Genomic DNA, 13,132 nt, shown 5'->3' with positions numbered 1-13,132 from the left:
CCTCACAAGCCCAAGCTCAGGTATTCGGTCACCGGCCCCAGGGCCAGGGCCGGCAGGAAGGTCAGGCCGCCAACCAGCAGGATGGTCACCACCAGCAAGGTGACGAACAGCGGGCCGTGGGTCGGGAAGCTGTTTTGCCCAACCGGAGCGGATTTTTTCAGCGCCAGGCTGCCGGCCAGGGCCAGCACCGGCAGGATGTAACCGAAGCGGCCGATGAGCATGCCCAGGCCGATCATCAGGTTATGGAACGTGGTGTTGGCACCCAGCCCAGCGAAGGCCGAACCGTTGTTGGCGCTGGCCGAGGTGTAGGCGTACAGCAGTTGGCTGAAGCCATGGGCACCGGGGTTGCTGATCGCTGCCGCAGGTCCCGGCAAGCTGGCGGCCAGGGCACCGAGTACCAGCACGCCGACCGGCATCACCAGCAAGGTCGCCACCAGCAATTGCACTTCCCGCGCCTGCAGCTTCTTGCCCAGGTATTCCGGGGTACGGCCGATCATCAAACCGGCGAGGAACACCGCGATCAGCACGTTCAGCAGCATGCCGTAGAGGCCGGCACCGACCCCGCCGAAGATCACTTCGCCAACCATCATGTTGACCAGCGCGACCATGCCGCTGAGCGGGTTGAGGCTGTCGTGCATATTGTTCACCGAGCCGTTGGAGGCGGCGGTGGTGGTCACCGTCCAGAGCACGCTGGCGGTGGTGCCTAAACGGCTTTCCTTGCCTTCGAGCGGCGCGGTCTGTTCAACCAGCGGGCTGCTCAGGGTCGGGTTGGCCTGGGACTCGCTCCACAGCGCGGTGCCGCCACCGATCAGGAACAGCGCGAGCATGCCGGCGATGATCGCCCGGCTCTGGCGCATGTCCTTGACGTAATGGCCGAAGGTGAACACCAGGGCCACCGGAATGAGGATGATCGAGGCCACCTCGAACAGGTTGCTCCAGGCCGTCGGGTTCTCGAATGGGTGCGCCGAGTTGACCCCGAAAAAGCCACCGCCGTTGGTACCCAGCTGCTTGATCGCAATCTGGCTGGCGGCCGGACCCAGCGGGATGGTCTGGTCGGCGCCTTGCAGGGTCAACGCATGTACATAGTCAGCGAAGGTTTGCGGCACGCCCTGCCACACCAGCAGCAAGGCCAGCACCAGGCACAGCGGCAGCAGGCCGTAGAGGGTGGCGCGGGTCATGTCGACCCAGAAGTTGCCCAGGGTCTTGGCCGAACGGCGAGCGATGCCACGGCACAAGGCAACCAGCACGGCGAGGCCGGTGGCGGCGCTGACGAAGTTCTGCACGGTCAAGCCGAGCATCTGGCTCAGGTAGCTGACCGAGGCTTCACCGCTATAGGACTGCCAGTTGGTATTGGTGACAAAGCTCACTGCGGTGTTGAACGCCAGCGACCACTCCTGCCCCGCCAGGTGCTGTGGATTAAGCGGCAGGTAGCCCTGCAACAACAGCACAGTGAACACCAGCACAAAGCCTGCGAGGTTGAAGGCGAGCAAGGCCAGGGTGTATTGCTGCCAGCTCTGCTCCTTGCTGGCATCGACCCCGGCCAGTCGAAAGCAGCCCCGCTCGACCGGCCCGAGCAGCGGCGAAAGCCAAGTGCGCTGGCCCTCCATCACCTTGAAATAGAACCGCCCGAGCAAGGGTGCCGGGAGCAGTACCAGCGCAAAGAACGCCAGCAGCAACGCGTAATCGTAACTGTGCATGGTCGCTCCTAACCCCGATCGGCGCGCAGCAGCGCGACCAGCAGGTAGATCATCAACGCCACTGCCAACAGCAGTGACACCCCGTCCAGAATGCTCATGAAAACTCTCCGTCCTTACGGCACGTGCCGCTGACGGTCATTGTCGGTAGAGAGGCTGTAAAGGGGCGAGATCGAGAGCCCGGGGCGGGCATAAAGAATGCGTAAATAACGCGAGCCGGTGTCGCCGGGATTGCGAGCGCTACGCGCTCGATCGCGGGGCAAGGCCCGCTCCTACAGGGCTTTCCACTGCAGCGGCTGCTGGTAATCGGCCACCCACCCGATCACCTGCTCGGCCGGCATCGGTCGGGCGATGCAGTAGCCCTGGGCGATGTCGCAACCCAGGCCCATCAGTAGCTGGCCATGCTCGACCGTCTCCAGGCCTTCGGCGATCACCTGGCGGCCAAAGGCCCGGGCCAGGCCGATCACGGCGCGGGTCAGGGCCAGGTCGTCCTGGTCGTGGAGGATGTCGCGTACGAACGACTTGTCGATCTTGATGGTCCGCGTCGGCAGGCGCTTGAGGTAGCTGAGCGACGAATAACCGGTGCCGAAATCGTCCAGGGAGAACTGCACGCCCAGGCGCTGGCAAGCCTCCAGGCACTGGCTGACGCGCTGGATGTTTTCGATCGCTACCGACTCGACGATTTCCAGGTCGAGCATCGCCGGCGCCACGTCCGGATGACGCCCCAGCAGCAACTGCAGGCGCTCGACAAAGTCATCACGCTGCACATGCCGGGCGGCGATATTGACGCTGACCGGCCACTGATGACCCAACGCCTGCCAGCACTGCATCTGGCTCATGGCCTGATCCATTACCCACTCGCCAATCTCGACGATCAGGTCGGTCTGTTCGACCTGCGGCAGAAAATCGCCGGGCAGCACCAGCCCCTTGCTTGGATGCTGCCAACGTAGCAGCGCCTCGAAGCCGATCACCTCACCAGTGTGCATGTTGACCTTGGGTTGGTAATGCAGGCACAGCTCACCCTTGTGCAAGGCCTGGCGCAGGCGCGCCACGGTCTGGTGGGTGGCTTTGACCTCCTGGTCCAGCGACACGTCGAACAGGTGGAAGCGGTTGCGCCCGCTCTGTTTGGCCACATACAGGGCCTGGTCGGCGTGGCGCACCAGGGTGTCGGTGTCTTCGTTGTCCTGAGGGAACAGGGTTACGCCGATACTGGCGCTGACGCGGATCTCCTGGCTGCGGATCTGGTACGGCGCGGCAATCGCCGTCAGCACCCGATCGAGCGCCGCCTGCAAATGTGTCGGGTCCTGCACATGGCGCAAAATCAGCACGAACTCGTCGCCCGACAGCCGTGCCACGGCATCGCCACCGCGCAGGATGCCCTTGAGGCGCGTGGCCACTTCGACCAGCAGCAGATCGCCGCTGGCATGGCCGTAGCCGTCGTTTACTGCCTTGAAACCGTCCAGGTCGAGCATGCACACCGCCAGCGGAATGTCCTCGCTGCGCGAGAACTCCAGGGCCTGGTTGAGCAGGTCGGACAGATAGGCACGATTGGGCAGGCCGGTGAGCACATCGTGGCCCACCCGCCATTGCAGGGTATGCAGCAGCTGGCGCTTCTCGGTGACGTCGAAGCGGATCGAGACGTACTTGCGCACCTTGCCGCTGGCCGGGTCGATCAGCGGCACCATGGTGCTGTCGACCCAGTACAACGAACCGTCCTTGGCGCGGTTGCAGATCTCGCCTTTCCACACCCGCCCGGCCACCAGCGCGCGCCACATGCCCAAGAAGAACTCCGGCCCGTGCAGGCCGGAGTTGAGGATGCGGTGATTGGCCCCCAGCAGTTCTTCGCGGCTGTAGCCGGAGATGCTGCAGAACTGCTCGTTGACGTAAGTGATCCGGCCACTGAGGTCGGTTTCGGAAAAGATCGCGGCGGCATCGACAGCCGCGCGGTAGTTATCGTCCATGAATTCCTCTGCACCCTGGTGGCTAGCGATTGAAACGCTCGACCAGGGCCCGCAGGCCCGAAGAAATGCTTTCCAGTTCGGCACCGCGGCTGGCCGCGGCATTGGCGTTGTGCGCGGTGGCCTGCACCGTGCTGGCAACGTTGTTGATCTGCTCGGAGACTTCTTCGGCCACCAAGGATTGCTCTTGCGAGGCGGCGGCCATCTGCTGGCTCATGTCGCTGATGCGCTCGACGGCGGCGCGAATGCCCTGCAAGGCGCGCTGCGCCTCCAGCACCCGGGCCACGCCCTGCTCAGCCTCGTTGATACCGAGGCTGGCGATACTCACCGCCTCGTCGGCGCCGCTGCGCAGGTTCTCGATGATGCCCTGGATCTGCACGGTCGATTGCCGGGTCTTGGCCGCCAAGGCCCGAACCTCGTCGGCGACCACAGCAAAACCACGGCCCTGCTCGCCGGCGCGGGCCGCTTCAATGGCGGCGTTGAGCGCCAGCAGGTTGGTCTGCTCGGCAATCGCGCGGATCACTTCGGCGGCGAGCATGATGTCCTGGGTCTGCCCGGCCAGGTGGCTGACCGCCTGGTTGATCTGGCTGACGGTAGAGGCCAGCAACTGGATCGCTTCGCGGCTGGTGCCGGCAACCTGGCTACCCTGCTCGGCCAGTTGGTTGGCGGTCTGTGCCTGGACGGCGGTCTGCTGCACATGCTCGGCCACCTCGCCGATGGACGCAGCCATTTGCGTCATGGCGGTGGCGGTCATGTCGGTTTCGGCGCGCTGTTCGAGCAGCGCGGTTTCGGTGCTGCAGGACAGACGGCTGGAGTCGCTGGCGGCTTCGGCCATCTGCGTGGCCAAGTCGCTCAAGCGGGTGAGCGCGGTCTTGAGCCGCGCTTCTTCACTGATCAGGATCATCTGCAACTGCGCCGCCGGGCCCAGTTGATCGCTATACGTCAGGGCGCTGATCTGATCGGCAAAGGTCTGCGTCGAACACGCGACGATCTGCCCGAGCTGGCGGCCCAGACGGCTGTGGGCCCAGAGGCCGAGCAGCGCGAACAGGCCAAGGGTAATGCCCTGGCCCGGCCAACCCGGCAGCACCTGATTGGCCGCCACCGCCAGTGCACCGGCAGCCAGGGGCAGGCTCATCACCTGGCTCAACTGGGCCAGACGGCGCCCGGCCGACACCGCCGGCTTGCCTTCACGCAAGCGTGCATACAGCTCCTCGGCCCGGCGTACCTGCTCGCGGGTCGGCTTGACCCGCACCGACTCGTAGCCGACCAGACGACCGTCTTCGAGGATTGGCGTGACATAGGCGCTGACCCAGTAGAAGTTACCGTTCTTGCAGCGGTTCTTGACGATGCCCATCCAGCTCTGGCCGGCCTTGAGGTACTGCCACATCAGGGCAAACACCGCCGGCGGCATGTCCGGGTGGCGAACCAGGTTGTGCGGGCTACCGATCAGCTCGGCCTGGCTGAACCCGCTCATGGCGGCGAATTCGGCATTGCAGTAGGTGATGTTGCTGGCGGTGTCGGTGGCGGAAATAAGCCGCTGATCCTCGCCGAAAGTCTGTTCGACCGAGGTGACCGGCATGTTGAGACGCACGATAAAGCTCCATTTGCAGTGCTCTGCCAGGGTGTCCTGCGCAGCGCACAAACCATTCGTCCGACACCGAGATGAGCCTTCTGCCGGGATGCTTTGCTGAATAGTCTCAGCCTGCTGACCCCGGTTGAAACTCGATGGCTTTTGACCTGTCCAAACCGACAATTCTACGAATTACATCACATTATGCAAATAAAGGTGATGAATCGTGGCGTTGCCTATTGCACATAGATATCGTTAAGTTCTTGATTCTAAATGGGAATTAAGCGATGACAATTTCAAGTTTGGGTTCGGCCATCAGACGTTACCGCAAGGTAGCCGGGCTCACTCAGGCTGAACTTGGCGAGAAAACCGGTTTTGACCCCAAGACCATCAGTCGCTTTGAAACCGGCACCTACACCCCCAGCGTGGAAGCCCTGTCGACCTTCTCCGAGGTGCTGGGGATCAAGCTCAAAGCCTTCTTCGCCGACGAGGACGACGAAGACGAGCAGCGTGCCTACCTCTTCGGCGTCATTCACAAAGCGCCTTCCCAAGACTTGGGAAAGCTGATCGCAGCGGTAGAGCTGGCCTTGTCCAAGCCTTAGCCCCGGCAACACCGAAAAAGCGGCAGGCTGACCCTGCCGCTTTTTTTGCCCGGGCATTGCACCGCAACTGGTCAGACCGGTAAAGCCTATTCTTTCCCGTTTAGCCGAAAACCCCTTGCAAAGCCGAAAAAACCGCGCCTACACTGCCCACGCACTGGACATACCGGTAAGACCACAATAATTAAGTCCTCCGCTCTTTCGCCCCCGTGGCATCGAAGCAGGGACACCGACCAGAGATCCCTCCCATGCTCAAATGGTGCTCGCGTTCGATCTTCCTCCAAGTGGTGTTGGGCCTTGTGCTAGGCATAGCCTGCGGCCTGAGCTTTCCTGAAGTTTCCCTGCAACTCAAACCCCTCGGTGACGGCTTCATCAAGCTGATCAAGATGTTGATCGGGCTGATCGTGTTCTGCGTGGTGGTCAGCGGTATCTCCGGTGCCGGCGACCTGAAAAAGGTCGGGCGCATCGGCCTCAAATCGGTGATCTACTTCGAAATCCTGACCACCATCGCCCTGGTGATCGGCCTGGTGTTCGCCTTTACCTCCGGCATCGGCAGCGGCGCCAACATTCACCTGGACCAGTTGGCCAGCAGCGAAGCCAGCAACCTGGCCGAACGCGGCCAGCACATCCATGGCACCGCAGCGTTCCTCATGGACCTGATTCCGACCTCGGTGGTCGGCGCCTTTGCCGACAACAACATCCTCCAGGTCCTGCTGTTTTCGGTGCTGTTCGGCAGTGCCCTGAACCTGGTGGGTGAAGCGGCCTCGGGCATTTCGCGGCTGATCAACGAACTGAGCCACATCATTTTCCGCATCATGGGCATGATCGTGCGTCTGGCGCCGATCGGCGTGTTCGGCGCCATCGCCTTCACCACCAGCAAATATGGCCTGGAGTCGCTGCAGCACCTGGGCGGCCTGGTGGCCTTGTTCTACCTGACCTGCACCGGTTTCGTGCTGTTGATCCTGGGCACCGTGATGCGCCTGTCGGGGTTGAAGATCCTGCCGTTCATCAAGTACCTGCGCGAAGAGCTGACCATCGTCCTCGGCACCGCTTCCTCCGACGCCGTGCTGCCGCAGATCATGCGCAAGCTCGAGCACCTGGGCATTGGCAGCTCGACGGTCGGCCTGGTGATTCCAACCGGTTACTCGTTCAACCTCGACGGCTTCTCGATCTACCTGACCCTGGCGATCGTGTTCATCGCCAACGCTACCGGGACGCCGCTGGCAATGACCGACCTGCTGACCATCCTGCTGGTGTCGCTGATCACCTCCAAGGGCGCCCACGGCATCCCCGGCTCCGCCCTGGTGATCCTCGCTGCAACCCTGACTGCCATCCCGGCAATCCCGGTAGTCGGCCTGGTGCTGGTGCTGGCGGTGGACTGGTTCATGGGTATCGGCCGGGCGCTGACCAACCTGATCGGCAACTGCGTGGCCACGGTGGCCATCGGCCGCTGGGAAGGCGATATCGACATGGAGCGGGCCAACAATGTGCTGTCGGGCAAACAGGGCTTCGGCTTTGCCCAACGCAAGACCCCGAACGCCCATCAACAAGAGTTCTGAGTAAAAAGGCCGGCAGTCCCACTGCCGGCCACAGGAGCAAACCATGCAAGTGTTCTCATGGAGTGAACAATGATTACTTCATCGACCGTCGTGAACTCGGTGGTGGAAAAACTCCGCCAGGCACTGGCTCGCGGCCAGTGGCGTTCCGGTGACATGCTGCCGGGCCAGCGTGAACTGGCCGAGCAGCTGGGCATCAGCCGGCCGAGCCTGCGTGAAGCGGTGACCGTGCTGGAAACCCTCGGCCTGGTGCGCTCGATGCCGGGCAAGGGCGTGCTGGTGCTGGACGCCGATGCGGCGCCTGTCACCTCGCCCCAGAGCGGCGTCGCCGAGGCCAGCCTGGAGGATGTGCTGCAACTGCGCTACACCCTCGAACCCTTCATCGTTGGCCTGGTGGCGCAGTCGATCAGCAGCAAGGAAATCGGCCAGTTGCGCCTGACCCTGATGGACATGCGCGAAGCCCTCGAGGCCGAAGACAGCGAAGCCGGCGTCAACGCCTACATCGCCTTTCACGAAGAGCTGTTCACCCTGACCGCCAACCCGATCTTCCAGAGCGTGGTGCAGCAGACCAGCAATGCCCTCAAGCAAAGCGCTGCGGTGCTGCGCAATTCGCCCGAGCACCTGGCGGCGCGGCTTGAGGAAAACGAAGCGGTGGTGCGCGCCATCCGCAACAAGAACAGCGCCCAGGCCAGCGCGCAGATGCGCCACCATATCCTCCAGGAAGGCCGGCGCATGGGTATCGAACTGAACATCCCGGACGATCATCCGGGCAACTGACCCCAGGAGTGCGACCATGAATGCCAGCGCCCACGCCCATGACACCGCCCTGCCCTCGTTGCTCGCCCAGGGTGAGCGCCGGTTGTCGGCCGAGCAGATCTACCCGCGATTGTTCGACGCCATCCTCGAACAGCGCCTGGCCCCTGGCAGCGCCTTGACCGAGCAGGCCCTGGGCGATGCCTTCGGGGTCAGCCGCACGGTGATCCGCCGGGTGCTCGGGCGCCTGTCGGATCAACAGGTAATCGTCCAGCGACCGAGCCACACCGCACGCCTGGCCGCACCCGATCCGCAGCATGCACGGCAGATCCTCAGCGCCCGGCGCCTGGCCGAAACCACCCTGATCAGCCTCGCCGCCAAGCGCTCACGGCCGGCCAAGATCCGTCAGTTGCGTGAACTGGTAGCCCGCGAACGCCAGCACCATGAACAGGGCCAACGCTGCACGGCGATTCGCCTGGGTGGCGAGTTTCACCTCAAGCTTGCGGAAATGGCCGACAACGTACCGCTGGCACGCTTTCTCAACGGCCTGGTGCCACAAACCTCGCTGATCATCGCCCAGTACGAAACGCGACCGTGCAGCCATTGCGCCTGGCAGGAGCATGCGGCGATCATCGATGCGCTGGAGAAGGGGGACGGCGAGGCGGCGTTGGCGTTGATGCATGAGCATCTGGACCATATCGAGGCCAAGCTGGACCTTGAGGATTGAGCATTTTCGCCGGGAACAGCAGTCTGCTGTAGGAGCGGGCCTTGCCCCGCGATACGATGTGGCCGACAGGACGCTATCGCGGGTCAAGCCCGCTCCTACCGATGGACCGATGACCGCCTTGGAGGGCACGCTGATGACACCTGCGCCGCACATGACGCCGCAACAGCTCCAGCAGGTGCGCGTGGCGATGTCCGATGCCTTCGTCGACACCCACATCGAATACCTGTGGATCGCCCGCCACCTGGTGGGCTTTGACCGCGAGCTGCTGAAGGAAATCTTCTACAGCGAAGTCGCCCCCGCCTGCTACGGCAATATCATGACGCCGGTACCGCCGATCTGGACCGGTTTCGACGAAACCTGGCTGCACGAAGAGATCGAAGAAATCCTCCAAGCTCGCCGCGACAGCTGGTGGCGGCGCCATATCGACCGTGCACTGAACGCCACCTGGGTGTGGTTTTTCTGCCGGGAAATCTGGGCCGAGATCATCGAGGCCCTGGATCAGGCCGAAGCCGAACAGCAGCCCGAGTGACGGCACCTATACTCAAGTAACCACCACGCTCGACCTTCCCTAGCCACAGGGGGCTGCGCTGTGATCCCGCGTTCCCCGCTCATCGCCCTGCTGCTCGCCTTGTTCCTGGCGCTGGGCGGCTGCGGCTCACGGCAAAAGGTCAGCGAGCCGCCGCCAATCCCGGTCAGCGCAGCGACCTGGCAGCAGATCGACCGCGAGATCATCGACGCTTCATTGGCCGCCACAAGTTCAGTCAACGACTATGCCCGGCGTTCCATGCGGGTGTGGAAGGAGCGCGTGCAGCAGTACACCGAAAGCGATTTCATCCCCTGGTTCACCGGCTACTGGACCCAGCAATGGCTGACCATGAAAGTGGCCTGGTACAAGATGAACAGTGGCGACGGCAGCGAAACGCCCGAAAAGCGCCTGGCCCTGTATCTGCAGGAGCAGTATCACGAACGGGTGCTGGACCCGGTGGCCAAGGAAATCGACCCCGAGGCCATTCGCGACCGGGCCATGGAGCTGTATATCCAGCTGCTCGGCCAGCAGCTGCAGCAGATTGCCCAGCGCTACCGGGCGCCGCCGGAGCAATTCAACCTGCACTTGACGCGCATCCAGGCCATCGGCCTTGGGCCGCCGGCCAATAACAACGCCTCGCTCCACCAACTGCTGTTCAGCAAGCCGCTGGAACAACAGCCCGCCTACGCCGCACTGGTCAAACGCCTGCACAGCGCCGTACGTGCCGGCACCCAGCGCTCGGACATCGGCCTGTCATCGGTCGCCCAGCAGGCCAGTGAAAAACTCGGTGCCACCCTGGCGCCACGGGGCATCGCCAGCGCCGTGGCGGCGGCCGTCGGGCGTGCGGCGGGCACGGTGATTTCCCTGGCGGCTACCGGTATCGGCGTGATGACCCATAACCGCGAGCAACCGGCAATGATCGAGCAGTTGCGGGTAATCCTCAACGTCGCGTTGAACGAGGAATGGCGCGAACTGATGGAGAACCGCAAGACCGGCGCCATGGCCGGGGTCTACTACCTGTCGGGGGAAATCGAGGACAGCCTGCTGGCCGCCGAAGGCCCCGAGCGCGAGCCGCAGCCCGCGGCCCAGGTGATCACCCTGCCCGCCCAGTAAGGGCCGCAGCTTATGCGGCGACGCGGCTGTCCGGTTGCGCCTGGGCCGAGGTTGGCAAGCCGAAAATGCGGTCGAACAGCCAGTTGTAGATGAAGGTGTAGCACGGGATGAGAATGATGAAGGCCAGGTCCACCACAAAGGCCTCAAGCAGGCTCATGTCCAACCACCAGGCAATCAGCGGGATCAGGTAGACCACCAGGGTCAGTTGAAAACCGATGGCATGCGCCAGCCGCCGACCCACACTGCGGCCGCGCTTGGCCTGGCGGCTTTCCCAGTACTCGAACAGGGTGTTGTAGATGAAGTTCCAGGCCATGGCGATGGTAGTGATCATCACCGCCAGCGGCCCGGTGTTGCTTGGCGCACTGTCGGCCAGGTAGGCCAGGCCCAGGGTCGACATGCACAGGCCGATCAGTTCATAGGCGGTCACGTAGACCAGTTTGCGTTTGACACCTTGCACGTTGCTAACCTCGGTTTTGCAAAAAAACGCTGCCCTTCTGGGCAACTGAGGCGGGCAAGCATGCGTCAATCTTCTTGACAGCCAAAGTCAGCAGCTATCAGATTGCCTGACAGGAGATTGCCATGAATTTTTCCAGCGACAACATCGAACTGTTTCTTGCCGTGCTTGACCGAGGCTCGTTTTCCGCTGCCGCGCGGGCCTTGGGCCGGGTGCCTTCGGCAGTGAGCATGGCGATCGGCAATCTGGAAGCGGAACTGGGCTTCACCCTGTTCGAACGCACTCACCGGGAAACCCGCCCCACCGCCATGGCCCAAGCCCTGGAACCCCATGCACGGATGATCGCCAATCAGTTGGGGCAGTTGCAGGTGCATGCCCTGGAGCTGTCCCAGGGGCTGGAGAGCACCCTGAGCATCAGCGTGGTGCCGGACATCGACCACACGCGCCTGCTGGCCGCGATCAGAACCATCAGCGAGCGTCACCCGTTGCTGGATATCGAGGTGCTGACCGCCCCTCAGGAAGATGCCCTGCAACTGCTGCACGACGGCCGCGTCAGCCTGTGCCTGGCCTTTGCCGGGCTTGCGGTAGACGCCCGCCAGCGCTTTCAGAACATCGGCATGGAGTCGCTGGTGGCCTGCATCGGCCCACAGCATCCGGCCCTGCAGCAGCGCCCACGGCAGATCGTCTACCTTGAAGACCTGGCCAACGTCCGGCAGATCCTGGTGGCCAGCCGCGACCTGCCGCTGAGCGACACCCGCGCCCTGATCGGCAAGGCGCACTGGCGCACCGACAACCTGGCCATGGCCATCGAGATGGTCGAAGCCGGCCTTGGCTGGGGCGACTTTCCGTTGTCGCGGGTAGCCCCCTTGCTGGACGCCGGGCGCCTGGTGCGCCTGGACTTCAGCAACACCCGCAACGAGCTGCAGCTGCCGGTGCATGCCTTCTGGCGCCAGCACCAGCCGCTGCAAAAAGCGGCTCAAGAGCTTGTGCGTTTACTGGGGGTGCAGTAAGGCGCCTGGTTGAAACACCCACGCCAGAGCAGGCTGTAGGAAAATCCTGTCAGCCCCTGCGGCAAAACTACCTATCAATTTTTTCGTTTCGCGGCCGATACCCGTCTGGATAGGTACGAGCACACGCCAAAAGCGCCGCTCGGCACTCCTCTTTACTGGCACAAGGTCTCGGAACATGAACCTGAAATTTCGCCACAAGATCCTGCTGTGCGCCTGCGGCGTCGTGGTTCTGGCATTTGCACTGTTCACCCTTTACAACGATTACCTGCAACGCAACACCATCCGACAGAACATCGACTCGTCGGTCAAACAGGCCGGCGCGCTGGCGGCCAGCAGTGTGCAGAACTGGATGAGCGGGCGCATTCTGGTCCTGGAAAACCTCGCCCAGGACGTCGCCCAGCAAGGCGCCAACGCCGACCTTCCGGGTCTGGTCGACCAGCCTTCGTACACCAACAACTTCCAGTTCACCTACGTCGGCCAGTCCAACGGTGTGTTCACCCAGCGCCCGGACGCGAAGATGCCTGACGGCTACGACCCGCGCCAGCGTCCGTGGTACACCGCTGCCGTCGCCGCCAACCAGACCATGCTGACCCCGCCGTACATGGCCGCAGTCGGCGGCCTGGTGGTGACCATCGGCATGCCGGTGAAAAGCAAGGCCAATGGCGAGCTGCTCGGCGTGGTCGGTGGCGACCTGAGCCTGGCGACCCTGGTGGACATCATCAACGCCGTGGACTTCGGCGGTATCGGCCATGCATTCCTGGTCGACCGTAACGGCCAGGTGATCGTCAGCCCGGACAAAGACCAGGTGATGAAGAACCTCAAGGACATCTACCCGGGCAGCAACCTGCATATCGCCCCGGGTACCCATGAGGTGACCCTGAACAAGCAGGAGCGGATCATCTCCTTCGCTCCGGTCAGCGGCCTGCCAACGGCCGACTGGTACATCGGCCTGTCCATCGACCGCGACAAAGCCTATGCCGGCCTGAGCCAGTTCCGTACCTCGGCCATCATCGCCATGCTCATTGCCGTGGCTGCCATCGCTGGCCTGCTGAGCCTGCTGATCCCGGTGCTGATGCGTCCGCTGACCACCATGGGCCGCGCCATGCAGGACATCGCCCAGGGCGAAGGCGACCTGACCCGCCGCCTGGTCGTCGAGAACAAGGACGAATTCG

12 protein-coding genes and 2 pseudogenes are annotated in these 13,132 nt (G+C 63.3%); 8 read left to right on the top strand and 6 right to left on the bottom strand.

Going from position 1 to position 13,132, the window contains the following annotated elements; all coding sequences use genetic code 11:
- Nucleotides 1–2: 2 nt before the first annotated feature.
- From kdpA to F8N82_RS27550, 5 genes and pseudogenes are all read right to left on the bottom strand, one after another.
- Entirely contained in the window at nt 3–1,697 is a 1,695-nt protein-coding gene (gene kdpA, locus F8N82_RS06420; protein WP_038994425.1) for a potassium-transporting ATPase subunit KdpA, read from the bottom strand.
- An 8-nt stretch (nt 1,698–1,705) separates the two neighbouring features.
- Nucleotides 1,706–1,795 carry a K(+)-transporting ATPase subunit F gene (kdpF, locus tag F8N82_RS06415; RefSeq protein ID WP_036996387.1) on the bottom strand — a complete coding sequence of 30 codons (90 nt, stop codon included), beginning with the start codon at nt 1,793–1,795 and terminating at the stop codon, nt 1,706–1,708.
- Between the two features lie 171 nt (nt 1,796–1,966).
- Entirely contained in the window at nt 1,967–3,655 is a 1,689-nt protein-coding gene (locus tag F8N82_RS06410; RefSeq protein WP_038994423.1) for a putative bifunctional diguanylate cyclase/phosphodiesterase, read from the bottom strand.
- Nucleotides 3,656–3,677: 22 nt separating this feature from the next.
- A complete protein-coding gene (locus F8N82_RS06405; protein ID WP_414602487.1) occupies nt 3,678–4,787 on the bottom strand; it encodes a methyl-accepting chemotaxis protein in 1,110 nt (369 codons plus the stop codon).
- A gap of 174 nt (nt 4,788–4,961) precedes the next feature.
- A pseudogene (locus F8N82_RS27550) lies at nt 4,962–5,126 on the bottom strand (PAS domain-containing protein); the annotation flags it as partial.
- Nucleotides 5,127–5,509: 383 nt separating this feature from the next.
- Here F8N82_RS27550 and F8N82_RS06400 point away from each other — a divergent pair.
- The 6 genes from F8N82_RS06400 to F8N82_RS06375 all read left to right on the top strand — a co-directional run bounded on the left by F8N82_RS06400 (nt 5,510) and on the right by F8N82_RS06375 (nt 10,496).
- Nucleotides 5,510–5,824 (top strand): helix-turn-helix domain-containing protein, encoded by a 315-nt coding sequence (locus F8N82_RS06400; RefSeq protein ID WP_038994420.1) that lies wholly within the window; start codon nt 5,510–5,512, stop codon nt 5,822–5,824.
- Between the two features lie 245 nt (nt 5,825–6,069).
- Nucleotides 6,070–7,380 (top strand): C4-dicarboxylate transporter DctA, encoded by a 1,311-nt coding sequence (locus F8N82_RS06395; RefSeq protein ID WP_038994418.1) that lies wholly within the window; start codon nt 6,070–6,072, stop codon nt 7,378–7,380.
- 69 nt (nt 7,381–7,449) lie between these two features.
- A complete protein-coding gene (locus tag F8N82_RS06390; protein ID WP_038994416.1) occupies nt 7,450–8,154 on the top strand; it encodes a FadR/GntR family transcriptional regulator in 705 nt (234 codons plus the stop codon).
- A gap of 16 nt (nt 8,155–8,170) precedes the next feature.
- Nucleotides 8,171–8,857 (top strand): GntR family transcriptional regulator, encoded by a 687-nt coding sequence (locus F8N82_RS06385; RefSeq protein WP_038994414.1) that lies wholly within the window; start codon nt 8,171–8,173, stop codon nt 8,855–8,857.
- 109 nt (nt 8,858–8,966) lie between these two features.
- Complete coding sequence (locus F8N82_RS06380) at nt 8,967–9,386, top strand: DUF7079 family protein (RefSeq protein WP_052251409.1); 420 nt, start codon at nt 8,967–8,969, stop codon at nt 9,384–9,386.
- A gap of 63 nt (nt 9,387–9,449) precedes the next feature.
- Nucleotides 9,450–10,496 carry a hypothetical protein gene (locus tag F8N82_RS06375; protein WP_052251643.1) on the top strand — a complete coding sequence of 349 codons (1,047 nt, stop codon included), beginning with the start codon at nt 9,450–9,452 and terminating at the stop codon, nt 10,494–10,496.
- A 10-nt stretch (nt 10,497–10,506) separates the two neighbouring features.
- Here the strand turns inward: F8N82_RS06375 and F8N82_RS06370 are convergent, their stop codons facing one another.
- Nucleotides 10,507–10,953, bottom strand: a complete 447-nt coding sequence (locus F8N82_RS06370; RefSeq protein WP_038994412.1) for a PACE efflux transporter — start codon at nt 10,951–10,953, stop codon at nt 10,507–10,509.
- A 122-nt stretch (nt 10,954–11,075) separates the two neighbouring features.
- On the opposite strand from F8N82_RS06370, the gene F8N82_RS06365 reads away from it, so the two are divergent.
- The gene (locus F8N82_RS06365) at nt 11,076–11,960 is read left to right on the top strand and encodes a LysR family transcriptional regulator (protein ID WP_038994410.1); all 885 of its coding nucleotides are present in this window, start codon (nt 11,076–11,078) and stop codon (nt 11,958–11,960) included.
- A gap of 175 nt (nt 11,961–12,135) precedes the next feature.
- A pseudogene (locus F8N82_RS27545) lies at nt 12,136–13,119 on the top strand (cache domain-containing protein); the annotation flags it as partial.
- Nucleotides 13,120–13,132 lie beyond the last annotated feature (13 nt).

The sequence above is a fragment of the Pseudomonas fluorescens genome (assembly GCF_902497775.2).
Lineage (GTDB): Bacteria > Pseudomonadota > Gammaproteobacteria > Pseudomonadales > Pseudomonadaceae > Aquipseudomonas > Aquipseudomonas putida_F.
The sequence above is the reverse complement of the archived record's forward strand: the minus strand, read 5'-3'. Positions and strand labels throughout refer to the sequence as shown.